The 21443-nt window shown below is 36.3% G+C and carries 29 protein-coding genes; 3 read left to right on the plus strand and 26 right to left on the minus strand.

Features of this window, described 5'->3' with window-relative positions; genetic code table 11:
- Window positions 1–12: 12 nt before the first annotated feature.
- From rplO to rplF, 4 genes are read right to left on the minus strand one after another with little or no spacing between them, the layout of a single operon-like run.
- Window positions 13–477: a 50S ribosomal protein L15 gene (rplO, locus tag HXK94_001675; protein QTI96594.1), complete on the minus strand. Its 465-nt coding sequence runs from the start codon at window positions 475–477 to the stop codon at window positions 13–15.
- Entirely contained in the window at window positions 477–1067 is a 591-nt protein-coding gene (gene rpsE / locus HXK94_001680) for a 30S ribosomal protein S5 (protein QTI96595.1), read from the minus strand. The genes rplO and rpsE overlap by 1 nt, the downstream gene beginning before the upstream one ends.
- 2 nt (window positions 1068–1069) lie before the next feature.
- Window positions 1070–1426, minus strand: a complete 357-nt coding sequence (gene rplR / locus HXK94_001685; protein ID QTI96596.1) for a 50S ribosomal protein L18 — start codon at window positions 1424–1426, stop codon at window positions 1070–1072.
- On the minus strand, window positions 1426–1962 hold the full coding sequence (rplF, locus tag HXK94_001690; protein ID QTI96597.1) for a 50S ribosomal protein L6: 537 nt from the start codon (window positions 1960–1962) through the stop codon (window positions 1426–1428). The genes rplR and rplF overlap by 1 nt, the downstream gene beginning before the upstream one ends.
- Window positions 1963–2192: 230 nt before the next feature.
- Here rplF and HXK94_001695 point away from each other — a divergent pair, with 230 nt between their 5' ends.
- On the plus strand, window positions 2193–3455 hold the full coding sequence (locus HXK94_001695; GenBank protein ID QTI96598.1) for a hypothetical protein: 1263 nt from the start codon (window positions 2193–2195) through the stop codon (window positions 3453–3455).
- Between the two features lie 39 nt (window positions 3456–3494).
- Here the strand turns inward: HXK94_001695 and HXK94_001700 are convergent, their stop codons facing one another.
- Window positions 3495–5252 (minus strand): glycerophosphodiester phosphodiesterase, encoded by a 1758-nt coding sequence (locus tag HXK94_001700; protein ID QTI96599.1) that lies wholly within the window; start codon window positions 5250–5252, stop codon window positions 3495–3497.
- A 135-nt stretch (window positions 5253–5387) separates the two neighbouring features.
- On the opposite strand from HXK94_001700, the gene HXK94_001705 reads away from it, so the two are divergent.
- A complete protein-coding gene (locus HXK94_001705; GenBank protein ID QTI96600.1) occupies window positions 5388–6104 on the plus strand; it encodes a hypothetical protein in 717 nt (238 codons plus the stop codon).
- Window positions 6105–6159: 55 nt separating this feature from the next.
- Window positions 6160–8493, plus strand: coding sequence for an HAD-IC family P-type ATPase (locus HXK94_001710; GenBank protein QTI96601.1), 2334 nt, complete (start codon window positions 6160–6162; stop codon window positions 8491–8493).
- Window positions 8494–8550: 57 nt separating this feature from the next.
- On the opposite strand, the gene HXK94_001715 is transcribed toward HXK94_001710, so the two are convergent.
- The 21 genes from HXK94_001715 to HXK94_001815 form a co-directional block, all read right to left on the minus strand.
- On the minus strand, window positions 8551–9219 hold the full coding sequence (locus HXK94_001715) for a tetratricopeptide repeat protein (protein ID QTI96602.1): 669 nt from the start codon (window positions 9217–9219) through the stop codon (window positions 8551–8553).
- 39 nt (window positions 9220–9258) lie between these two features.
- Entirely contained in the window at window positions 9259–10050 is a 792-nt protein-coding gene (locus tag HXK94_001720) for a hypothetical protein (protein ID QTI96603.1), read from the minus strand.
- Complete coding sequence (locus HXK94_001725; GenBank protein ID QTI96604.1) at window positions 10043–11236, minus strand: RluA family pseudouridine synthase; 1194 nt, start codon at window positions 11234–11236, stop codon at window positions 10043–10045. The genes HXK94_001720 and HXK94_001725 overlap by 8 nt, the downstream gene beginning before the upstream one ends.
- Entirely contained in the window at window positions 11223–12263 is a 1041-nt protein-coding gene (trpS, locus tag HXK94_001730) for a tryptophan--tRNA ligase (protein QTI96605.1), read from the minus strand. Before trpS ends, HXK94_001725 begins: the two co-directional genes overlap by 14 nt.
- Entirely contained in the window at window positions 12260–13072 is an 813-nt protein-coding gene (locus tag HXK94_001735) for an alpha/beta hydrolase (GenBank protein QTI96606.1), read from the minus strand. Before HXK94_001735 ends, trpS begins: the two co-directional genes overlap by 4 nt.
- Window positions 13073–13173: 101 nt before the next feature.
- A complete protein-coding gene (gene rpsH, locus HXK94_001740) occupies window positions 13174–13575 on the minus strand; it encodes a 30S ribosomal protein S8 (GenBank protein QTI95977.1) in 402 nt (133 codons plus the stop codon).
- 15 nt (window positions 13576–13590) lie between these two features.
- The gene (gene rpsN, locus HXK94_001745; GenBank protein QTI95978.1) at window positions 13591–13860 is read right to left on the minus strand and encodes a 30S ribosomal protein S14; all 270 of its coding nucleotides are present in this window, start codon (window positions 13858–13860) and stop codon (window positions 13591–13593) included.
- Window positions 13860–14438, minus strand: a complete 579-nt coding sequence (rplE, locus tag HXK94_001750) for a 50S ribosomal protein L5 (protein QTI95979.1) — start codon at window positions 14436–14438, stop codon at window positions 13860–13862. The genes rpsN and rplE overlap by 1 nt, the downstream gene beginning before the upstream one ends.
- Complete coding sequence (gene rplX / locus HXK94_001755) at window positions 14438–14701, minus strand: 50S ribosomal protein L24 (GenBank protein ID QTI95980.1); 264 nt, start codon at window positions 14699–14701, stop codon at window positions 14438–14440. The genes rplE and rplX overlap by 1 nt, the downstream gene beginning before the upstream one ends.
- A gap of 1 nt (window position 14702) precedes the next feature.
- Window positions 14703–15071, minus strand: coding sequence for a 50S ribosomal protein L14 (rplN, locus tag HXK94_001760; protein ID QTI95981.1), 369 nt, complete (start codon window positions 15069–15071; stop codon window positions 14703–14705).
- Window positions 15071–15340: a 30S ribosomal protein S17 gene (gene rpsQ / locus HXK94_001765; GenBank protein ID QTI95982.1), complete on the minus strand. Its 270-nt coding sequence runs from the start codon at window positions 15338–15340 to the stop codon at window positions 15071–15073. The genes rplN and rpsQ overlap by 1 nt, the downstream gene beginning before the upstream one ends.
- Before the next feature lies 1 nt (window position 15341).
- Window positions 15342–15755 (minus strand): 50S ribosomal protein L16, encoded by a 414-nt coding sequence (gene rplP / locus HXK94_001770; protein QTI96611.1) that lies wholly within the window; start codon window positions 15753–15755, stop codon window positions 15342–15344.
- Window positions 15756–15760: 5 nt separating this feature from the next.
- Entirely contained in the window at window positions 15761–16396 is a 636-nt protein-coding gene (gene rpsC / locus HXK94_001775) for a 30S ribosomal protein S3 (protein QTI95983.1), read from the minus strand.
- Window positions 16396–16812 carry a 50S ribosomal protein L22 gene (rplV, locus tag HXK94_001780; protein ID QTI95984.1) on the minus strand — a complete coding sequence of 139 codons (417 nt, stop codon included), beginning with the start codon at window positions 16810–16812 and terminating at the stop codon, window positions 16396–16398. The genes rpsC and rplV overlap by 1 nt, the downstream gene beginning before the upstream one ends.
- The gene (gene rpsS, locus HXK94_001785) at window positions 16812–17078 is read right to left on the minus strand and encodes a 30S ribosomal protein S19 (GenBank protein ID QTI95985.1); all 267 of its coding nucleotides are present in this window, start codon (window positions 17076–17078) and stop codon (window positions 16812–16814) included. The genes rplV and rpsS overlap by 1 nt, the downstream gene beginning before the upstream one ends.
- On the minus strand, window positions 17079–17924 hold the full coding sequence (gene rplB, locus HXK94_001790) for a 50S ribosomal protein L2 (GenBank protein ID QTI95986.1): 846 nt from the start codon (window positions 17922–17924) through the stop codon (window positions 17079–17081).
- A complete protein-coding gene (gene rplW / locus HXK94_001795) occupies window positions 17924–18259 on the minus strand; it encodes a 50S ribosomal protein L23 (protein QTI95987.1) in 336 nt (111 codons plus the stop codon). Before rplW ends, rplB begins: the two co-directional genes overlap by 1 nt.
- Complete coding sequence (gene rplD, locus HXK94_001800; protein QTI95988.1) at window positions 18259–18846, minus strand: 50S ribosomal protein L4; 588 nt, start codon at window positions 18844–18846, stop codon at window positions 18259–18261. Before rplD ends, rplW begins: the two co-directional genes overlap by 1 nt.
- Window positions 18846–19460, minus strand: coding sequence for a 50S ribosomal protein L3 (rplC, locus tag HXK94_001805; GenBank protein QTI95989.1), 615 nt, complete (start codon window positions 19458–19460; stop codon window positions 18846–18848). Before rplC ends, rplD begins: the two co-directional genes overlap by 1 nt.
- A 190-nt stretch (window positions 19461–19650) precedes the next feature.
- Complete coding sequence (locus tag HXK94_001810; protein QTI95990.1) at window positions 19651–20709, minus strand: HAMP domain-containing histidine kinase; 1059 nt, start codon at window positions 20707–20709, stop codon at window positions 19651–19653.
- Entirely contained in the window at window positions 20699–21373 is a 675-nt protein-coding gene (locus tag HXK94_001815; protein QTI95991.1) for a response regulator transcription factor, read from the minus strand. Before HXK94_001815 ends, HXK94_001810 begins: the two co-directional genes overlap by 11 nt.
- Between the last annotated feature and the right edge of the window lie 70 nt (window positions 21374–21443).

Below are 21443 nucleotides of genomic sequence, written 5' to 3' on the forward strand. Positions count from 1 at the left end.
TTTCAAGAAGAATTATTTTTCTTCTTTTACTGATTTTTTCAAAGGTGTAGCAACTTTTTCAAATTTACCACCAGCTTTTTCGATAGCTTCGATAGCTGATTTTGAAGCTGCTTGAACTTTCAAAGTAACTTTTTCGTTCAATTCACCTCGAGAGATAACTTTAACTTTGTGGAAAGGAGTTTCGATATATCCTTCTTCGAATAGTCGGAAGTTGTCAACTTCACCAGCTAGATCATTTAGATGATCAAGATAAACAACTTGAGCTGGTTTTCGCAAAGATTTGAATCCTTTAGCTTTTGGAGTTGCTTGAACGAGTGGGTTTTGACCACCTTGGAAAGTTGCACGAAGTTTTTTACCTGTTCGAGCACCTTGACCTTTTGTACCACGACCAGCAGTTTTACCACGACCAGCAGCGATACCACGACCAGCGCGGATTCGATCTTTATTTGCAGCAACTTGGAGTTCATTGTATTTCATTACTTAGTCTCCTTTTTAGCTTTTTTTGGCGCATTTAGCCATTGGTCTTTAGGTACAAGACTCTTCAAAGCATCAACTGTTGCATAAGCAATGTTAACTTTGTTTGTTGAGCCAAGAGATTTCGAAAGCATGTTTCGAATACCTGTTACACCAATGATTTGTCGAACAACACCACCAGCGATAATACCAGTACCAGGAGCGGCAGGTTTCAAAAGAACGTGTGCACCAGTTACTTTCTTTTCAACTTCGTGTGGAATTGTGTCGCCTTCAAGCGCTATTTCAACCATATTTTTCTTTGCAACATTTGTTGCTTTAGCGATAGCTGCAGTCACATCTTGACCTTTAGCTACACCAACACCAACTTTGTTTTTGCGGTCACCCACAACAACAAGAGCTTTAAAGCGGAAGCGTCGTCCACCTTTAACAACACGAGAAACGCGATCAATATTGATTACTAATTCTTCGAATTGCTTTTCTTCGCGTTCTTGGCGTCGGTTATTGTTTCGGCGGTCGTTTTTTCGACCATTATTTCGACCGTTGTGTCGGTCGTTGTTTCGGCGTGGAGCCTGAGTTTTTTGAGCTTCAGCCATAATTAGAACTCCAATCCTTCCTTACGAGCAGCATCTGCTAGGGCGTGTAGACGACCTGCATATTGGCGACCATTTCGGTCAAATACTACTGTATTAATTTTAGCTTTCTTTGCTTTTTTGGCAATTTCTGTACCAATTTTTGCAGCAAGTTCTGTTTTTGAACCTTTAGCTTTTGAACCAACAGTTGTTGCTGAAACAAGAGTTTTTTGAGCAACGTCGTCGATAAGTTGAGCTGAAACATGCAAATTACTAATAGTTACAGTTAAGCGTGGGCGTTCAGCTGTTCCAGAAATTTTTGCTCGAACGCGACCTTTTCGCAAAGCTAAGTTTTGTTTCTTAAGTGCTAATGCTTTAGACATTACTTACCTGCCTTTCCTGCTTTTCGCAAGATAACTTCATCAACATATTTAATACCTTTACCTTTGTATGGTTCAGGTTTCTTCAAAGCGCGGATTTCTGCCGCAGCTTGACCAACAGCTTGCTTGTCGATTCCTGCAACTGTAATAACCATTTTATCGTTAGAAAGAGTGATTCCTTCTTTCGCTTTATAGATTACAGGGTGTGAGAAACCAAGTTGCATTTCAAGCTCTTGTGGATTGTTAGTTTGAACACGGAAACCAACTCCGTTAACTTCCAATTTCTTTTCGAAACCTTTTGTAACACCAATAACGGCATTATTCAAAAGAGCTCGTTGTAATCCGTGTTGTGCGCGGGCTACGCGTTCGTCATTTTTTCGAACAACTTTTAATGTTGTGCCGTCAAGTTCGACAGTTACGTCTGACAAATGAGGCACAGTTAGCTCGCCTTTAGCGCCTTTAACTGAAATCTCGTTCTCGTCAATCGTGATTGTCACACCAGCCGGAACCTCAATAGGTAGTTTTCCGATTCGACTCATTGAACTATTCCTTTCATTTAAAGAGTGTTTGTTTGTTTCGTGCTGGTCATTTCTTCCGAAGAAATGAGGCGCAAAATCTCCCAAATTTCACTCGCATTTAATATTAACCTTATAATTTTAGCATAAAAAAACTTTTTTTTCAAGCTTTTATCTACTTGAAATATTTGTAAAAAAATTGTATAATAACAATTATCTACTTTTAGCGCACTTTATCATAGGAGGAATAAATTATGAAACTTAAAGATGCGATGTTCTATTATAACTTAGAGAAAGTTATTTCTTCGATTAGTAAAAGGCAAAAAATGCTTTCTTCTAGCTTTAGCTACGAAGAATTTCTCGAAATCGAATTATCAGATGAAAGTGCTAAAATTCTTCGTGAAATTAAAATTCCAAGCAAGCCTTCAGAAGATATTTTGCAAAAAATTGAAATAATCATCTTGTTGTTGTTAAGAATTGATCCGGAAGCTCCCGATAAAAAACTCGGTTGGCGCTCTAATGAGAAACTTCATTCGTTCTCGATTGAAACCATTAAGGCTCTAATACCGCTGTTGTTTTTCCCTAAAGCTTCGCCTCGTTTTTTGGTTGAGTTAGTGAATCTTCTTACCACTAAAAAACTGCCCGAAGAAATGGCTGCTGTATTTGTGCTTTCTTTGATTGATGTTGGTAAAATACAAAGTTTGCAGATTTTTAACGATATCGATCATCACAATATTAAAAAAATCGATAACAAGCTTATTGGGTTTATCAATGAGAATATTTCGTTCTATTACTATAATTTATATATGCTAATGGGACCAGATTACCGACGCGAATTCTGGAAGTGGATTTCTTTAAGAGGCTTGGATATTCTAAAAAATCCGGCTGCACGCTTTTTTGAAACTAAATCATATTTTGAAGATGTTTATGAAGAAGAATCAAAAAGGTATATTTTAGAAGAAATTCGTCGTCGTCGTCGTCAAATAGAAGTATTTTCGAAAGATTCAAACGGCGAATATATTACTATTTCGAAAATCTACAACTGGAGTGAAGAATACGAAAAGATCACTGCAGAAATTAGAGACTTTCCAAGGAAATTTCAGCGATCAAAAGTTGGTGAAAGCAATAAGCATCATATGTTTTTACCTTCAGGAAGCTATAAATCACCGTTCCCAATTTTTGAATATCGAAGACGAAAGATAAACAAAATTAGAATTTCAAAACTAGCCCATGAACAAATGAATTCTGCAATTCACAAGTTTAGTAGTAAATATGAAATTCCAATTCTAACAAACGATTTTCTTTCAGTTTTAAGAAATCACCGTGAACCTTATAGAGACGAATATCTTAATTTCTTAGGTTTAATGCAAGCTTTTTGTGAAATTTGTTTAAAACTTGAGCCAACGGAAGAACAGATCGAGGAAAACAACGTTTCAGGATTCTTTATGTTATCTGCAAGATTTTATGATTTATTTGTTCTACAACACGAATTTATCAATCTTAAAACGATTCGATAAATAAAAAATAAACCGCAAAGTTAATTCATTTGCGGTTTTTTAAAATCGAAGTTTTAGAAGTCGTACAAAACTCTTCAGAATTGGCTCTTTCGAACGATCTTCTTTTTCGATATCTTCAATCATTTGAATCTCATCTGAAATTATTCCATCAATCGGCTCTTGAAGATATCTAGAGATTTCGCTTTGCGTATTTAATGTCCAGACAAAAATTTTGCGATGTTTTTTGTGTGCCTTGAATGCCAAACCGCTACGATATGAAAAATCTTCAATCACATAAAAATCAATTTTAGAATCATCAAAGTCGCCAAATTGAATTGGAATCACAAAACCAGTTTCAATCGCAGGATCAATTCTTTCAATCTTTCTCATTAAATCCAAATCTAAAGACATCACCTTGAAAGTTTTTTCAACGCCAAGTTTTCGAAACTTTTTTATAAACATTTCTGCAAAATCTTCGGGCTCATCACCGCTTGGCTTGATTTCAACTAATAGTTTGATATTTATTTTTTTAGCTTTATTAACGTATTCTTCGAAAGTTGGAATTCGGCTTTCAAAATTGTTTTCGCGGATAGTTAAAGTTTTAATTTCATCAAGTGTTAAATCTCGAACACGTGCGTTTCGGCCAGTCAATCTTTGTAGATTATAGTCATGCATAACGACGAAATGATTATCACGAGTTAACTGAATATCCAGTTCGGCATAATCGGCGCCAATCTTCTTTGCGGATTCAAGCGCCTCTAACGAATTCTCCACGCCACCATGAACATTTCCACGGTGCGCAATTTTCAAAATTTTAGTATCAACCTTTCGATAATAGATTTGAATCCCGTTAGTGAAAGTTGCCCCCATTAAAAGCACAATCATCAAGAGTGCGAAAGTTTTCGAGTGCTTTTTTTGCTGAGTTGGTTTTGGGTTGCTTTTTAAATTTTTCGAGTCTAAAATTTCCAGCAAAACAATCACGATCGATATCTTTGTTAACACTGAAAGCGCAAAAAAGGCAGCATCAAAGATTGTCTGTAAGATTGTTTGCACAATTAAAAAGCCTAAAATTTCTTTTAATCCTCCAAGAAGCGTAACGGTTATCAACATAAAGATTAGAGTTGCAGTAAGAAAAATAATTTCGAAAATACCGATTGGAATTAAGATTTGCGCCATCTTCTTATGAGTATCTTTCCAGCTCGCCTTAATACTTTTCGAAAGTGGTTCGTCTTTTAGGATTGTTCGTGGTAAGGTAAAAATTAACCGAAGATTAACATAAAAAATCATTATAACCAAGACAATACACATTATTAATCCAGCTGGCGTTTTTGATATTTCACCAGTAATAAAAGCCGGAATTCGAAGTTTTTCGGTTATAGTTGAAGAAAGGCCTAGATTTTCAAGGGGTACCATCGATATAAAATAAACTATAAAAAAGAAAATTTGAAAGCTAAGTAGGCTTCTCATTTTTAAAAATGCTTTCGAAAAAACTCTTTTTAATGAAAAACTTTCACTATCTTTACGTGAATTTATAAAAGTTACTAGAACAAAAAACTCAATAAATGTTAAAAATGCCACTAGAAGAACATATATTGCACAAAATAAAAAGCTCAAGGGATTTGAGAATAATAAATAAAAATTATCTTTAGTAAGGTTCTCTTGGTTTGAGAATAATAAAATCAATTTAAAAACCCAAAAAAGCGCATTAACTCCAAAAATAGACATTGTAAAATGCAGGATTGAAGTTCCTATCAAAAAACCATATTTATTCTTATAGAAATAACACCAAGACCGTTTAAATATTTTTATTGCATTCATAATTATTTTTAAGATTATAAGTTATTCATAGATTTTAACACACTTTCCATTAAAAATAAAGCTTACATTTGCCTTAAAGCCTGAAAAATGATATAATAACAAATAGTTCATATTTTTGGAGGTACTTTTATGATAATGAGAATTTTTAAACCTAAAACTAAGTTAATTGAAACTTTTAATAATTTAGGCGATGAAAAAGATAAAATTGCAAAACAAATCACATCCGCTTTAGAAGAAACACACAGTTGGTATAGACGTACGGATTTCTTTTCAAGGGATGAGTGGTTTTTTATTCGAAAAAAAGGAAGAGTTGTGGCAGCTATAGCTCTACAATCTTTTAAGAAAGTCAAGAAAGAAAAAAGAATCATTGATATTTATGAAATTATCGACTTTATAAATATCAGCAATGGCGAATATAAAGCTACACGAGAAGAGTTATACCGACTATTTAATGAAATTGTAAACTATGCAAAAAAATCACAAAAAATTGATTATTTAGTTTATGCAATTCCAAAAATTGATGCACGACTAATGGTAGAAACAGGCTTTAATGCACATCTGTTAAGTAAAACAATTTATATTAATGCTGGTGTTATAGACACACTACTAGATCGACTCGCGGAAAACATTGATAAAGATTACTCTAACGACGAAGTTTTTGCGCTTTTTAATGAGGAGCTATTTCATCGAAATCAATGCTTTAACCCAAACGACATACCGAAGCCATTGAAAAATGAAATAAAGGTTATTCAAAAGAATAGAAAGTTTTTAGAAAAGTTCTCAGAATACCATCCGGATAAACCTATTTATCCAGGACTACTCGTTGGCCTCAGTGTACGGTCAAGAAAATAATTCTAACCCTCGGTGAGGGTTTTTTATTAATTTAAAAACTGTTATAATATATTACATGAAACATATCCGTACAATAATTTTTAGAAACTTTATTTCACCAATATCGATTGCTATCTTTATTCTTGCTGGCGGGCTTTTACTTGTTGGCGAGCATCGTGATGCGTGGTTTATTTCTTTTGTGATTTTAGTTAATTCGTTCATTGGTAGCATTCAAGAAATCCGTGCCTATTTAACTCTTCGAAAAATCGAACTGATGAGTGCTCCACGTGCTCGAATTTTTAGAGATGGACAAACAGAAGAAGTCCTCTTCACTGAATTAAAAACCGGTGATAGAATTTTACTAAAAACCGGTGATGAAATTCCTGCGGATGCAAAAATCATTAAATCAAACTCTTTTGAGGTTAACGAATCTATCTTGACTGGTGAAAGTGATTCAATTCCTAAAAAAGTTGGTGATAAAATTCTTTCGAGTGCAATTGTTGTTGCGGGCGATGCTGAAGCAGAAGTCATTGCTGTCGGAGATGAAACTGAGGCTGGCCAAATGACAGCTAAATTAAAAAACTACAAACCAAAACTAACACCAATTCAACAAAAAATTTCAAAGCTAATCTCCCGATTAAGCTGGTTTGCTCTTGCACTTACAGCAATAATTTGCGTAGTTTATTTCTTTATTTTTAAAGAAGACCCTACTACTATTCTAAAAACAATCACATCTGCTGCGGTCGTTGTGGTGCCGGAAGGACTTTTGTTGGCAAGTTCGCTATTTTTTGCCTACGGTTCTTTAAAACTACTTCAAGCAAAAGTTTTACCGCAAAAAATTTCTGCCATTGAGGATATGGCTTTATTGGAAGTTCTAGCGACAGATAAAACCGGAACGTTAACTTCTCCCGAAATCAAGTTTAATTCTTGTGAGATTTTAGACAAAAACCTTTCTAAAGAACAAATTGGTGAAATCTTAAACGCTTTAAACTCAGAATCTGCCGAGAAAAATGCAACAGCACAGGCTATTCTTAACGAGTTTTCTTCAAAAGGAAATATAAAAATTACAGACTATATGGCCTTTTCGAGCTCGCGAAAACTTTCCGGGATGAGCTTTCGAAAAGACTCCACAGATGAACAATCTATAGTTTTTGGTGCCCCAGAATTTATCTTAAGAAACCTAGATAATAGCATAAAATCTACCGATATTACAGATAAAATTAATGATTTAGCATCACAAGGTTTTCGTGTTCTCTTGCTTGCAAAATTCAATAAAGCTGGAAAAATAAAAGATCTGCTAGAATCTGAAAAACTTCAACCTCTTGCAGTTATTACCCTTAAAAATGCTTTACGTGAAAATGTTCAAGAAACGGTTGCATTTTTGCAAAATAGAGGTGTTTCGATTCGTGTTATTTCCGGGGACAATCCTCGAACAGTTAGCTTTATCGCTTCTGAAGCAGGTATTAAAAATGCCGAAAAATATATTACCGGCGCAGAATTAAAAGAGCTTTCGAAAAAAGATTTTGAGAAAGCGGTTCTTGAAAATACTATTTTTGCACGTGTCCTACCGGAACAAAAAGAGAAAATTATTGGCATTTTTCAAAAAAATAAATTCTACACCGGAATGATTGGTGATGGAGTAAATGATGCTTTAGCAATCAAAAAGTCCGACCTTGGAATTTCGATGTTTGATGGTGCTCCAGCAACTCGACGGGTTGCAGATTTGGTTTTAATGGATAACTCTTTCACCTCTTTACCTAGTGGCGTTGAAATTGGTAACAGAATCATGCTCTCAATTGAGATGATCGCAATTTTGTTCTTTCATAAAATCATTTTGGGTGTAACAATTCTTTTTGCCACAATGATTGCGGGAATAAACTATCCTTTTCTACCAAGACATATCACTTATATGAATTTTATTTTAGTTACATTACCAACGGTTTTAACCACACTATTTCCACCAATCCCTAAACATAAAATTAACCCAAAAAATTTCTGGCGCGATACGCTTTATGCAATTTTACCAATTGCAATCTTGAGCGGATTGGCCATTTCGTTCATTTATATCGGTCTTCATGTCCGAACTGGCGGACTACTCACTAATCGGGCGATGATGCACGGAATTCTTGCAACAGTAGTAATTACAACTGCTTGGTTTGGTGTTTTTGCGACGATTCTAAGCGAAGTATTTTTGGGCTCAAAACCGTCAAAAAATAACGACATTCGAAGAGGCTTATATATATTAGGAACACTATTGTTTACCGCGGTTATATTTAGCACACCTATTTTGCGTGAATTCTTCGAATTTAATATTCCAAACACTAGCCAATTCTGGTTTGTCTCTTCAGTAATAATCCTAGTATCTGTAGCTCAATTATTTATTGCTTCGCGGCATCATGAAGAAGACTAATCAGCAGTAATAATATTTATATTTTAAAAGACAGCCCTCGTTTGACTGTCTTTTATTCTACATTGTTATTTTTTTAGTTGAAATAGATTTATTAGATATTCGATTTTGTTTTAACGCTCTGCGGTCATCCTTCAGAGATTCAAGTTTATCCTTGATTTCTTTCGCTTTCTCAAGATCTTCAACCTTTAGATATAGAGCGCCTAGACTCCGTAGAATTTGTGGCCTTTCATCCAACTCGGCTGCTTTCTCTAAGGCGGAAATAGCTAGTTTGTCTTTTCCTAGTTTTTCAAGTGCGCGAGCATATGCAATGTAGCGTGTTGGCATATTATCTTCAATTTCAAGAGCCTGCTCGAAAGCTAAAGCAGCCTTCTGATAGTTCTCTGTTTCAAGATATATGAGTCCAACATTATGCAGACTTGATGCACTGCTTTCTAAACTTTGTGCAATTTCGAAACACTCAATAGCGTCATCAAATTGCTTCTGTCCTGCATAAATGATACCTAATCTATTGTATGCGGTAGCATTTCGTTCATCAAAGCGTAAAATAGTTAATAAAACTTTTTCAGCACGAAGATACTTTCTATCAATAATCGCTTCTTGAGCAACTCGCCACAGTTTATCAATCTTAGCCGAAAGATTATCTGGCAATGTATTTTTTAGAACCTCATCGGATTTCTTCCAAAAAATATAAATACTCAATGCGATAATTAAAATCAACACTAACATGATTACTATTATACCACAAGCGGTTATTTTTTTGCAAATCTATACTACCGCCACTGCGAGTAGAATCAGACTGACATTTCCATTTTTTGAAATTCTATCAAACGCATTTAAAATCTCCCTTGTTTTAAGCGCATTTTCTTTTGGACTTTGAGTAAAAGTTTGGCTTGTTATTTTTAATAGAATTTCTAGCACTTTTAAGGTTTTATCTCTATCGGATTTTAATATTTTTATAATTAATATTTTATCAAAGCGAGACCCCATAAACCATCGCTTAGCAATTTCGGCGTTCTCTATTTGCTCATTAAAGTATTTTTTACTATTTGAAAGTTTTTCAATTTCGCCAGGTAAACCATCCGCTAAAAAAAGAATTTTCTGTCTGTCTTGATCATCTAGCTTTGTTTTTTTAAACATATTTAATGATTCTATGGTGGAAATTGGTGGAATTCTTAAAATCTGCGCCCTCGATAAAATTGTTTTTTCGAAAGCATTTTTATTCTCGGTTAAAAGTAAAAATGAAGTATTCTTAGTAGGTTCCTCAAATATTTTTAAAAATTTATTTTGAGCAGCTTCATTCATTTTTTCTGCATTTACAAAAACAAAACAGCGCTTTTTCACACTTTTAACTTTAACTTTCTCTTGCAGAATTTCAATATCTTCCACATTAATACTTTCAGTTTTTTGTGTGCTGTGAATAGTTGGCTTAAATTTAATAACTTGTATTTCTTTTGGGAAATCTATCTTTTTTAAGGCAAATTCAAAACCATATCCACGGGGAATTTCAATAATCGTGGCGTGTGAGTTTATGATAGTATTTTTGAAAAAATCATTCATTGTGGTTTAATTTAAAACCTTCAGGAATTTCAGCTTCAAAAACCATTCTTTGCGAATCTTTTTCACCATTTTTTGGAGGAATCGTAATCTCGAGTGTTTGGGCATGTAAAAACATTCTTTGCTCAGATTCGGCTTTTGTGATAGTTTTATCGTAAACTCTATCGCCCAAAATCGGATGTTTTAAGTAACTTAAATGAACACGAAGTTGATGAGTTCGGCCAGTTTTTGGTGTTAGTTTTACCAGAGATAGTTCATTATTCTCATCTATAACTTCATATTTAGTTTGAGCGGTCTTTCCTTTGGCGTGCACCATAAAAGTACTCGGCGCAGAACCATTTCGTGCAATTGGTAGATCAATAATTGCTTTTTTAGGATTTAAGCTACCCTTAACTATTGCAAGATATGTCTTTTTTGTAGTTCTTTCTGAAAATTGCTTTTGTAGTTTTTTTGCAGTTTCATCGTTCTTTGCACCAATAATGACTCCCGATGTTTCCCTATCGAGACGGTGAACAATACCGACACGATTTGTACCTTTTGCAAACTTAGCACCACGACTTTCAAAAAAATCTGCAACAGTAAATTCATCATTTAAAACTCCTTTACTGTGCGTTAAGACACCCCGAGGCTTATTAATCACAACAACGTTCTCATCTTCAAAAATAATCGAAAAATCAACCTTTTCAACCTTTTTATCTGGAATACTAATTAAAATTTTCGATTTTTCGTCCACTAAATCTTTTGGTTTTTTCGCAAGTTTTCCATTAACTTCAACAAAACCATTTTTAATATATTTTTGAATTGTAGCACGTGAAAATTCTGGATATTTTTCAGCTAAATAAACATCCAAACGCTTTTTCGACTGAATATTTTGGAAAAGATAAACGTCTTTACCTTCAAAAGGTATCGCGAAGCTCATCATTGAATCTAATGGATTTTCAATCAGACGTCCTTCGATTTCGCCAAAATTCTTACGCAAAATCTCTCGAATATAAGACTCATCATCTTCCGCGGTCCCATCAATAATAACAAAAAATTTATTCTTATTAAATTTAAATGTAAATATTTCTGAAAATTCGTCAGCCGAAATCTTTTTAAGCTCTTCAATATTTCGTGGAACATTGTCTTCGTTCGCGATATTGAATTTTCGCAAAATCTTTAAAATATCACTCGAATTAAATTTCGCCATTTTTATCTCCAAAATAGTCAATTTTCATTGCACGTTTAACTTCTTGCAAAGTTTCCGCTGCAGCTTTTCGTGCCTTCACACTTCCTTCTTCGAGCATTTTATAAATAGCTCCGGGATCTTTCGCAAGCTCTTCACGCCTTTCTCGAATAGGTTTTAAAATCTTATCCATTTCTTCGATAAGGTATTTTTTAACCGCAACATCACCTAGTCCACCTTTTTGATATTGCTTTTTCATTTCTTCAACCTTATTTTTATCTTCAGCAAAAACATCTAGATATGCAAAAACAACATTTCCTTCAACCTTACCCGGATCTTCAACCCTAATATGATCTGGATCCGTATACATTTTCATTACTTTTGCACGCATTTCTTCAAAAGAATCTGCAAGATAAATTCCATTATTTAAACTTTTACTCATCTTAGCATTCATACCATTAACACCCGGCAAACGGCGCTCAAGCCCTTCTTTCGAAAGAATAATTTCCGGCTCAACGAGAACTTCTGAATTATAAGCTTGATTAAAAGAACGCGCGATTTCACGAGTTAATTCAATCATCGGCGATTGGTCTTCACCGGCAGGAACATGAGTTGCTTTAAAAGCCGTAATGTCTGCGGCCTGCGAAATCGGATAAAACACAAAACCGCTTGGCACACCTTCGCCAAAGTTTTTCTGTTTAATCTCGGTTTTAACTGTTGGATTGCGTTCAAGACGCGAGATAGAAACTAAATTCGCATAAAACATTGCCAATTCAGGAAGTTGTGGAACCTGACTTTGAATAAAAATTGTCGTTTTCGAAGGGTCAATTCCAGCAGCTAAATAATCCAATGCAACCTCAAGAACATTTTCACGAACTTTTTCAGGATTTTTTGCATTATCTGTTAAAGCTTGGGCGTCTGCAATCATTACAAACATCTCATATTCGCCTGAATTTTGTAGATCTACTCGGTTTTTCAATGACCCCACATAATGACCAATATGTAATTTTCCAGTCGGACGATCACCTGTTAAAATAATTTTTTTACTCATTTTTGCTCCTTTAAAGACTTATTAATATCTTTCGAAATTTGTGAAATCATTGATTTTGTTGGATCGTGTGCGCTTAAAACTCGCGAAACTTTAATTTTATCGTTTATCCTACCTAACTTTCGAATATTTCTACCAATCACAACAGGATCGAAAGCTCCATAAATAATTTTCGTTGGTGTTTCAGTTTTTGAAAGAACAGTGAAAGTATCTTGTTGGATAATAGCTTCTTTTAAAGACCTTCGAACTGGACGAAACTGTTCTTGCGAATCAAATTTTTCAACATCTGCTACACCCATTCCAATTGCGGTATTTACAAATTTAATAGATTCCTTTGGATCTGAAACAATTTTTTGATAACTCTTTTTAAGGATAAATTCTTGAACCGATTCACGAGCTTCTTCTGGTGAATATATTGGCGGCGAAAGTAGAAATATCTTATCTACGAGATTTGGGTACATTTTTGAAAATTCAGCAGCAACTAAAGACCCCATTGAATGGCCTACTAAAAATAGAGGTTTTTTATATTTTTTCATTACAAAAACCATCCTACGAACTGCCCGGGCTTGCACGGCAAGACTTTGTGCGCCCAACCATTTTGGTTTTGGTGATTTTCCATGACCGATCAAATCAACGGCGTAAATGTCAAATTCACCTTCAATTTCACTTTCAGCTTTCTTCCACATTGCAGCATTGCTTGCAATTCCATGAATAAAAACCACCACAGCTTCAGGGTTATCCGAACTACGCATTTTTGTAGCGTGAAGTCGATAAGGCACTCTCATATTTTTATGCAAAAACGAATCAAACATTAATATTATTATAACATATCCAAGTAGTAAAATAAACCCTACTAAAAAAGACAAGCCCTCATTAGAAGACTTGTCTTTTTAATTTAGCCTTAAGGATTAAACTACCAAACTTTAAGTAGCAATTCGCCACCAAGTCGTTGTTTTTTAGCCTCAAAACCATTCATTACACCTTTTGAAGTTGAAAGTAGAACCATTCCACGACCACTTTTAATTCGTGGGATTTCTTCTACACCTACGTACATTCGGCGTCCTGGTTTACTCATTCGAGTAAGTTCATTAAAGCGAGCAGCTTCGCCATCTTTAGCAATTTTTACTACCAAGATATCGCGAGGTTTTGCTGACTCAACTTTAACAGATTCAATATAATTAGCTTTAGCAAGCTCTTTCGCTACTACTTCTTTCAATTTACTTGAAGGAACGCGAATTTCATTTTTGCCAACCATTGCTGCATTTCGAATGCGAGTTAGAAGGTCGGCAATAGGGTCAGTTGATTGTAATGACATATTTTCTCCTTCCTTCTACCAACTACTTTTCGTTACGCCTGGGATTTCACCCTTTGAAGCTTTAATGCGGAAAGTGATTCGGCTCATACCAAATCGTCGCATATAACCGCGTGGTCGACCATCAAAATTGTCGCGGTTCTTAAGTCGTGTAGGACTTGAGTTGCGTGGAAGCTTTTGAAGACCTTCTTGGTCACCAGCAGCTTTCAATTCGGCGCGTTTTGCAGCATATTTTTCAATCATTTTTTTGCGCTTCAAGTCTTTTGCAATCATTGATTTTTTAGCCATTACGCTTTTCCTTTCTTTTCAAATGGAATACCGAATTTTTCAAGTAGTGCTCGACTGTGAGCTTCACCTTCGTTTTTAATTACGAAAGTAACTTGAAGTCCGTGAAGAATTTGTGTTTCTTCGAAAGTCAATTCTGGGAAAATTGATTGTTCTAAAATTCCCAAGTTATAGTTTCCACCTTTGTCGAAACCTTTTGCACCAACTCCATGGAAGTCTCGAACACGAGGTAATGCAACATTTACAAGACGGTCAAGGAATTCATACATTCGATCACCGCGCAAAGTTACACTATAACCAATTGGAGCACCCATTCCACCACGAATTTTGAAAGTAGCAATTGATTTTTTAGGCAAACGTGCTACTGGTGTTTGACCAGTAATTTTTGTAACTGTATTTTTTACAGCTTCTTGAAAACGTTTGTCTTCTTTCTTTTTTCCTGTTCCTACGCTAACAACGATTTTTTCAAGCTTTGGAACTTGGTGGATATTTGTTAGCTCTAGTTCGCTTTCGAGTTCTTTAACAATAGTGTCTTTGTAAAGAGTTTTCAAGCGAGGAACATAAACAGTAGTTTTAGCCATTATTTATCTCCTTTTTTGCTTGATTTAGCGCTTTTAGCTTCTACTTTTTTAACTTTGTGAACTGGAGTTGGAACATGAATGTCTTTTACTCCACCACGTGGATTAAATTGGTTTGGTTTAATGTGACGGTGTTTTTTACCAACACCTTCAACTAGAACGGCGTTTTTCTTTGGTAGAACTTTAACAACTTCACCTGTCAAACCTTTATCTTTTCCACTGATAATTACAACATTATCACCTTTTACAATTCCATTTAACGCCATATTAGAGCACCTCCGGAGCTAAGCTGATAATTTTGTTATATCCCAAATCGCGAAGCTCGCGTGGCACTGGACCAAATACACGAGTTGCTTTTGGAGTTTTGTCGTCAGCGATAATAACTGCAGCATTATCGTCAAAACAAATAGTTGAACCATCTTTTCGACGAATCTGGTCGCGAGTTCGCACAACAACAGCCTTCACAACTGATTTTTTCTTAACGTTACCAGTTGGGTTAGCGTCTTTAACAGTAGCAACGATAATATCGCCAACTCGTGCGTAGCGGCGTTTTGAACCACCAAGAACACGAATACAAAGGATTTCTTTTGCACCACTGTTATCTGTTACTTTAAGTCGGCTTTCTTGTTGAATCATTATGCCTCCTCTTTCAATTCTACTGAACCTCGGGCTTTTTCAACAATTTCAACTAAAGCAAAACTTTTAGTTTTCGAAATTGGTCGAACTTCTTTGATAACAACTTTGTCGCCTTCACCAGCTTCATTGTTTTCATCATGAGCAGTGTATTTTCGAGTTACAGTATATTGTTTGCCGTAAATTGGGTGTGTTTCACGGCTATGAACTGTTACGGTGATAGTTTTGTCGGCCTTAGCGCTCGAAACAACACCTGTCAATGTAGTCGCCATATTAGATTTCACCTTTCTTTACGAATTTAACTTTTACTGGAAGTTTGTGGCCAGCAAGTCGCATAGCTTCGCGAGCAACTTCTTCTGAAACACCATTCATTTCAAACATGACAGTTCCAGCTTTAACTTTTGCCACAAAGAATTCTGGATTTCCCTTACCGCTACCCATTTTCACGTCTTGTGGTTTTCGAGTAACTGGTGTATGTGGGAAAATTCGAATCCAAACTTGACCGCCACGTTTAATGTAACGAGTCATAGCTGTTCGAGCTGATTCAATTTGTCGTGAATTGATTCGCTCATTTTCAAGGCTCATTAGACCGTAGTCACCGAAAGCAACAGTGTTTCCACGAGTTGCTCGGCCTGGGTTTTTACCTTTTCGAACTTTTCGGTGAGCGGTTTTCTTTGGTAACAAAATAGCCATTACTTAATATTCCTTTCACCTTTATTAATCCAAACTTTTACACCGATAATACCAGCTGGGGTTTTTGATCGTGCGCCGTGATAATTGATGTCTGCACGGATTGTATGTAGAGGCACAGAACCTTCTGAGAATTTCTCGCGACGGCTCATTTCAGCACCATTCAAACGTCCAGCAACCTCAATACGAACACCTTTCGCACCAGCTTGCATTGTATTTTGTAAAGCCATTTTTACGGCTCGACGGAAGTTAATTCGACGTTCAAGTTGACGAGCAATATTTTCAGCAACTAATTTAGCTGAAAGTTCTGGTCGTCGAACCTCTTCAATATTAATTCGAACCGGCAAGCTAACCATTTTTTCAAGTTGAGCTTTTAGTTCTTGAACGCCAGCACCACCACGTCCAATCACAACACCTGCTTTTGCAGTATGAATTGAAACGGTGATAAGGTTTTCTGTTCGTTCGATTTCGATTCGGTCGATAGTTGGTCGGCTTTCAAATCGTTTTTCGATAGTTTTTCGGATTTTGTCATCTTCAATCAAGAATTTTGCAAAATCTTTTTTCTGAGCAAACCATCGTGAATCCCAGTTTTTATGAGCTTGCAAACGGAAGCTAATTGGATTAACTTTTTGACCCATTATTTGCTCTCTTTCTCTGCTTTTGCAGTAGTTTTCTTAACTTCAGCTTTTTTAGCTGGAGCTTTTTTCTCTTTAACAACGCCAGAAACTTCTACTAAAATGTTTGAAGTTTTCTTTTGGAAAGGAAGCGCCATTCCTCGCATATGAGGTTTAAATCGCTTTAGTCGTGAACCAGCTGTAACCGACAAAGTTGTGATTACAAGAGTTTTTGGATCAGCATTATCGTTGTTTTTAGCGTTAGCTGCAGCCGATTGAATAGCTTTTTTAACAGCTAAAGCGCTTCGGCGTGGTGTGTGATCAAGGATAACTAGAGCATCAGCAACAGTTCGACCCCGAACAAGACTTGCCACGATTGAAACTTTTCGTGGAGCCTGACCAATACCTTTGATGTAGGCACGAGTTGTTACATTAGCCATTATTTCTTATCCTTTCCACCGTGTTTTCGGAATTTACGTGTTGGCGCAAATTCACCAAGTTTATGTCCAACCATATTCTCTGAAATATAAACAGGAATATGCAATCGACCATTGTGAACAGCGATAGTTCGACCAACCATTTCTGGTGTAATTGTGCTTGAGCGAGCCCAAGTTTTAATCACTGTTCGGTCATCAGCTCCAAGAGCCGCTACTTTTTTAGCAAGCTTGAAGTCGATAAACGGACCTTTTTTCAATGAACGACTCATTTATTTTCTCCTCTTAGCTTCGTGACGACTCTTCACGATAAATTTATTAGTACTCTTACGTCGGCGAGTTTTGTAACCGAGAGTTGGTTGACCCCAAGGTGTGCGTGGAGTTGAACGACCAATTCCGTGTCGTCCACCATCACCACCACCGTGTGGGTGATCTACGGCATTCATAACAACACCACGAACTGTTGGACGAATACCCTTGCGGCGTTTGCGACCAGCAGAACCAAGTTTAATATTTTGGTGTTGAATATTTCCAACTGTTCCAAGAGTTGCCTCTGCTTCCAATCGGAATTTTCGAACTTCGCCTGAAGGTAACTTAACCTGTGCGTAATCACCTTCTTTAGCCATTAACTGAGCTTTTGCACCAGCTGAACGAACCATTTGTGCACCTTTTCCTGGTGTGATTTCAATTGCATAAATCAATGAACCAACAGGAATTTCTGAAAGTGGCATTCGGTTTGAGGCTTCAATTTCAATGTCTTTTTTACCAGTTTGGAAAACTTTTCCTTGGAACATTGATGTATCAGCCAATACATAGTAGAATTTACCATTTTGATCTTGAACTCGAGCAATTCGCGCGCTTCGGTTTGGATCATATTCGATTTCTCGAACTGTTAAAGTCAAACCTGTTGGCAATTTGTGAGTTAAGATTCGGTAATGTCGCTTAACACCACCACCTCGGTGTCGAACTGTAATTCGACCAGAGTTGTTGCGTCCAGCATTTTGCTTTTTCGCTTTCAAAAGACTTTTTAGCGGTTTTCGAGTTGTGATTTCGCTATAGTCTTCAGTCGTCATACCGCGTCGAGCAGGAGTCGTAGGATTATATTTCTTAATAGCCATTACTTCTTCTCCTCAGCAGTTTCAGCTTCAGCGCTTTCAAAGATTGCAATTTTATCACCTTCTTTTACAGTCACGTAAGCTTTCTTGATATCTTTTTGAGTTGTTGAACCAGCAACGTATCGTTTTGGATTTCGAGATTTGTTGATTCGTTTAACTTTACCAGCTTGAACAACAGTTCGAACGCCAGTTACAGTTACTTCAAACTCTTTTTCAATCGCTTCTTTGATTTGATTTTTATTCAAAGTTAGCGGTACATTAAATACGTAAACATTTTTTGTTGTAGAAAGAGCATAAGCTTTCTCGGTTGCTCGTGGAGTAATAGGTTTGATCGCCATTATTTTTCTCCTCCTAACCAGTTTTCGATTGTTTCAATTGCTTTTGGTGCAATAACAATGTGATCAGCGTTCAAAATGTCGAACACATTTAGATACATTGGTGAAACAAGCAAAGCTTCACTAATATTATTTGTTGCACGAATTAATTCGTCTGTTTTTTCAGCAACGATAAGAACTCGTCGATTCAAATTATTCTCTTTCAAGAATTTTGCAACTTCAGCAGTTTTACCAGTTGTTTTGATATCTGCAACAAGAACTTTATCAGCTTTAACTGTCAAAGCTTGTCGAAGAGCAACTCGTTTTGAAGTTTTTGAAATTTTCTTAGTATAGTTTTCATTACCACGTGGTCCAAAAACAATACCACCGCCTCGCCAGATTGGGTTTCGAATTGATCCAAATCGTGCGCGACCAGTTCCTTTTTGTCGCCATGGTTTTTTACCACCACCGCGAACTTCACCGCGTTGTTTTGTTGTAGCGCTTGCTAAGCGGTTATTAGCAAGATAAGCGTCATAGGCAAGCTTCAAGAGTTCGTGATTTCGAACTTCAACTGCAAAAACGCTTTTTGGAAGAGTTGTTTTTTCAGCCATTATGCTTTACCTCCAATGCTAACAAGACCTTTCTTTGGTCCTGGAACAGCACCTTTTAGCCCAATTAAATTATTCTCTACATCGATATAGGCAACTGTTAGATTTTTAACAGTAACTTTATCGTGTCCCATTCGTCCAGGCATTCTTTTACCTTTAAAGACTTTTTGTGGATACATTGATCCGATTGAACCAACACGACGCACGTTTCCGTTTCCACCGTGTGAGCTCTTGCTTGTGTTAAAGTTGTGTCGCTTAACCGTTCCAGCAAAACCTTTACCTTTGCTTGTTCCAGTTACATTAACAATGTCTCCAAGCTCGAAAGCTTCAACATTAATTTTAGCGCCAACTTTTACATCCGCAGGGATTTCGTCAACGCGGAACTCACGAAGATGCTTCGGAGTTACCTCTGCTGGTTTTACATGTCCAGCCACGGCCTTGCTCAGGTTCTTACCCTCACCAAATGCCACTTGAACTGCGTTGTAGCCGTCTGTTTCAACGGTTTTAACCTGAGTCACAGTTACAGGGCCAGCTTGAACGAGCGTAATTGGTGTAACAACGCCGTCTTCACCGATGATTTGGGTCATACCAATTTTGGTACCGAGAAGTGTTTTCATTTCACTTATGCTCCCATTAATTTAATATTAGTAAACTTTCCACGATTAAAGCTTGGCGTTCGCGTGGTTTCGAAAGCGGGTTTTCCCTGTTACGACCCTCGCATAGCCAAGTTTTACATTTACGTAAATAAAGTTCACCCATAATTTTAGCACATTTGTCTCTAAAAAGCAAGGGTTTTATATTAAAATCTTATTTCGAAAATCGCATAGCAACTGCAAAAGTTGTTTTAAATTTTTTAGTCTTAGGAATTCGCTCATTTTTCACACTAATATTACTGTGTGTTTTATCGGCTAGCTTCTTTGCAATTGCCAGCCCTAAGCCATAACCTTCGGTTCGATTATTACAGCTACGCACTTTATCACATCGATAAAATCGATCAAAAAACCGATTTAATTCATCTTGTGAAATCTCATTCGAAAAATTCGAAATCTCCAAAATAGCTTGTCGATTTTGCCGAAAAATCTTAACTTCAACAGGGTCTTTCGAAACATTATATTTTAAAGCATTATCAATTAAAATTGTCGCCATCTCATCTATTACGGTTTCGTTGTTTTGTATAATAAAATCTTTTCCACCTTCAAATTTAATTCTTTTATCCGCATCTGGAAATTTTGCGATTCTTGCCTTTACAACTTCATTTAAATTTGTTGCTGAAAGTGGAATTTCTTCATCAATTTTCGAAAGCTTCAACAACATATTCACCATTGCGGTCAAGCTTTTAGCTTCTTCTAAGTTGCTCTCTAAAACTTCACAAAGTTCCTCTTTAGACGCGTTTTTATCTTTTAAAATCATTTCTGTTTCGAGTTGTAATGCGGCAAGTGGCGTTCTGATTTCATGACTCGCATTTGAAACAAACTCAGACTGTAACTTGTGGGCTTGTTCGAGTGGCTCTAGAGCGCGATGCGCAAGCCAAAAACTGCCAACTCCACCGGCGAGCAAAATTGAAAAATCTAGAATTAGAATAGCTTCCGTTATTTGTTCGCTAGCCCGCTTGTTTCGTGCGGTAATTATTCTCGTTCTAAACTCATCGCTACCGTATGAGTCTTTATCTTCCTCTTTAAAAGCTCCCATCTCTACCGATGGTGTAGAGATTTCCATATTGTTCGTATTTATCGAATAAAAAATAACTATATTAAAAATACCAACAATCGCTAATAAAATCAAAAAATATAGCATCGAAAGACTAAAATGCGCACTTCGAAAAATATCACCGCCAAATCGTAAAAAATTACTGTTTTTATTCTTCATCGATTTTATACCCTAAGCCACGAACTGTTTTAATTAATTTATCCTTAAACGGCTTATCAACCTTTTCGCGCAAATAGCTAATATAAACTTCAATATTATTTGGCAAAATATCAGCATCATAGTCCCAAACGTGGGCGATAATTTGCTCTTTCGAAACTGGTCGACCAGCGTTTCGAACAAGATATCCTAAAAGCGAAAATTCTTTATTTGTGAGTTCGATTTTTTGATTATTTCGAAGAACTTCATGTGTATTTAAATCTAGCGATAAATCAGCCACTCTTAAAACCGTTTCCACTGACGTTTGAGGCCGACGTAAAAGCGCACGCACGCGTGCAAGAAGCTCATCGAGCGCAAATGGTTTTGTTAAATAATCATCCGCGCCACCATCTAAACCTTCTGTTTTATCTTGAGTTGCTCCAAGTGCGGTTAAAAGCAAAATTGGCACATTTTTTCCTTCTTCTCGAAGTTTTTTAGTTAGGCTCAAACCATCGTAATCACCGGGAATCATTCGATCAAGAATTAATAAATCATAGTCGATCATTCCAGCCATCGCATAAGCATCTGTACCATCGTATGAAATATCCACGGCATATTTTTCATTTTTTAAAGCTCGCCCGAGTGCTCGAGCAATTTTTCGTTCATCTTCAACAATCAAAATTCTCATATGTAATTATTTTATCATGCTTTACTTAAAAATTCCTGAAAATTTATTTTTTCGAAAAAAAGAAAAGCCC

The sequence above is a fragment of the Candidatus Nanogingivalaceae bacterium genome (assembly GCA_015257795.3).
Classification (GTDB): Bacteria; Patescibacteriota; Saccharimonadia; order Saccharimonadales; family Saccharimonadaceae; genus Nanogingivalis.

Coding starts and splice junctions, on each gene's coding strand:
- HXK94_001720 (QTI96603.1), bottom strand. CDS start 10,050: ATGAATGATTTTTTCAAAAATACTATCATAAACTCACACGCCACGATT.
- HXK94_001810 (QTI95990.1), bottom strand. CDS start 20,709: ATGAAGAATAAAAACAGTAATTTTTTACGATTTGGCGGTGATATTTTT.
- rplC (QTI95989.1), bottom strand. CDS start 19,460: ATGAAAACACTTCTCGGTACCAAAATTGGTATGACCCAAATCATCGGT.
- rpsH (QTI95977.1), bottom strand. CDS start 13,575: ATGTCATTACAATCAACTGACCCTATTGCCGACCTTCTAACTCGCATT.
- rpsQ (QTI95982.1), bottom strand. CDS start 15,340: ATGGCGACTACATTGACAGGTGTTGTTTCGAGCGCTAAGGCCGACAAA.
- rplN (QTI95981.1), bottom strand. CDS start 15,071: ATGATTCAACAAGAAAGCCGACTTAAAGTAACAGATAACAGTGGTGCA.
- rpsS (QTI95985.1), bottom strand. CDS start 17,078: ATGAGTCGTTCATTGAAAAAAGGTCCGTTTATCGACTTCAAGCTTGCT.
- rplR (QTI96596.1), bottom strand. CDS start 1,426: ATGTCTAAAGCATTAGCACTTAAGAAACAAAACTTAGCTTTGCGAAAA.
- rplX (QTI95980.1), bottom strand. CDS start 14,701: ATGGCGTTAAATGGAATTGTAAAAGGTGATAATGTTGTAATTATCAGT.
- HXK94_001700 (QTI96599.1), bottom strand. CDS start 5,252: ATGAATGCAATAAAAATATTTAAACGGTCTTGGTGTTATTTCTATAAG.
- rplB (QTI95986.1), bottom strand. CDS start 17,924: ATGGCTATTAAGAAATATAATCCTACGACTCCTGCTCGACGCGGTATG.
- HXK94_001735 (QTI96606.1), bottom strand. CDS start 13,072: ATGTTTGATTCGTTTTTGCATAAAAATATGAGAGTGCCTTATCGACTT.
- rplW (QTI95987.1), bottom strand. CDS start 18,259: ATGGCGATCAAACCTATTACTCCACGAGCAACCGAGAAAGCTTATGCT.
- trpS (QTI96605.1), bottom strand. CDS start 12,263: ATGAGTAAAAAAATTATTTTAACAGGTGATCGTCCGACTGGAAAATTA.
- rplE (QTI95979.1), bottom strand. CDS start 14,438: ATGGCTAAAACTACTGTTTATGTTCCTCGCTTGAAAACTCTTTACAAA.
- HXK94_001695 (QTI96598.1), top strand. CDS start 2,193: ATGAAACTTAAAGATGCGATGTTCTATTATAACTTAGAGAAAGTTATT.
- HXK94_001725 (QTI96604.1), bottom strand. CDS start 11,236: ATGGCGAAATTTAATTCGAGTGATATTTTAAAGATTTTGCGAAAATTC.
- rplD (QTI95988.1), bottom strand. CDS start 18,846: ATGGCTGAAAAAACAACTCTTCCAAAAAGCGTTTTTGCAGTTGAAGTT.
- rplF (QTI96597.1), bottom strand. CDS start 1,962: ATGAGTCGAATCGGAAAACTACCTATTGAGGTTCCGGCTGGTGTGACA.
- HXK94_001815 (QTI95991.1), bottom strand. CDS start 21,373: ATGAGAATTTTGATTGTTGAAGATGAACGAAAAATTGCTCGAGCACTC.
- HXK94_001715 (QTI96602.1), bottom strand. CDS start 9,219: ATGTTAGTGTTGATTTTAATTATCGCATTGAGTATTTATATTTTTTGG.
- rpsN (QTI95978.1), bottom strand. CDS start 13,860: ATGGCTAAAAAATCAATGATTGCAAAAGACTTGAAGCGCAAAAAAATG.
- rplV (QTI95984.1), bottom strand. CDS start 16,812: ATGGCTAATGTAACAACTCGTGCCTACATCAAAGGTATTGGTCAGGCT.
- rplO (QTI96594.1), bottom strand. CDS start 477: ATGAAATACAATGAACTCCAAGTTGCTGCAAATAAAGATCGAATCCGC.
- HXK94_001710 (QTI96601.1), top strand. CDS start 6,160: ATGAAACATATCCGTACAATAATTTTTAGAAACTTTATTTCACCAATA.
- HXK94_001705 (QTI96600.1), top strand. CDS start 5,388: ATGAGAATTTTTAAACCTAAAACTAAGTTAATTGAAACTTTTAATAAT.
- rpsC (QTI95983.1), bottom strand. CDS start 16,396: ATGGGTCAAAAAGTTAATCCAATTAGCTTCCGTTTGCAAGCTCATAAA.
- rpsE (QTI96595.1), bottom strand. CDS start 1,067: ATGGCTGAAGCTCAAAAAACTCAGGCTCCACGCCGAAACAACGACCGA.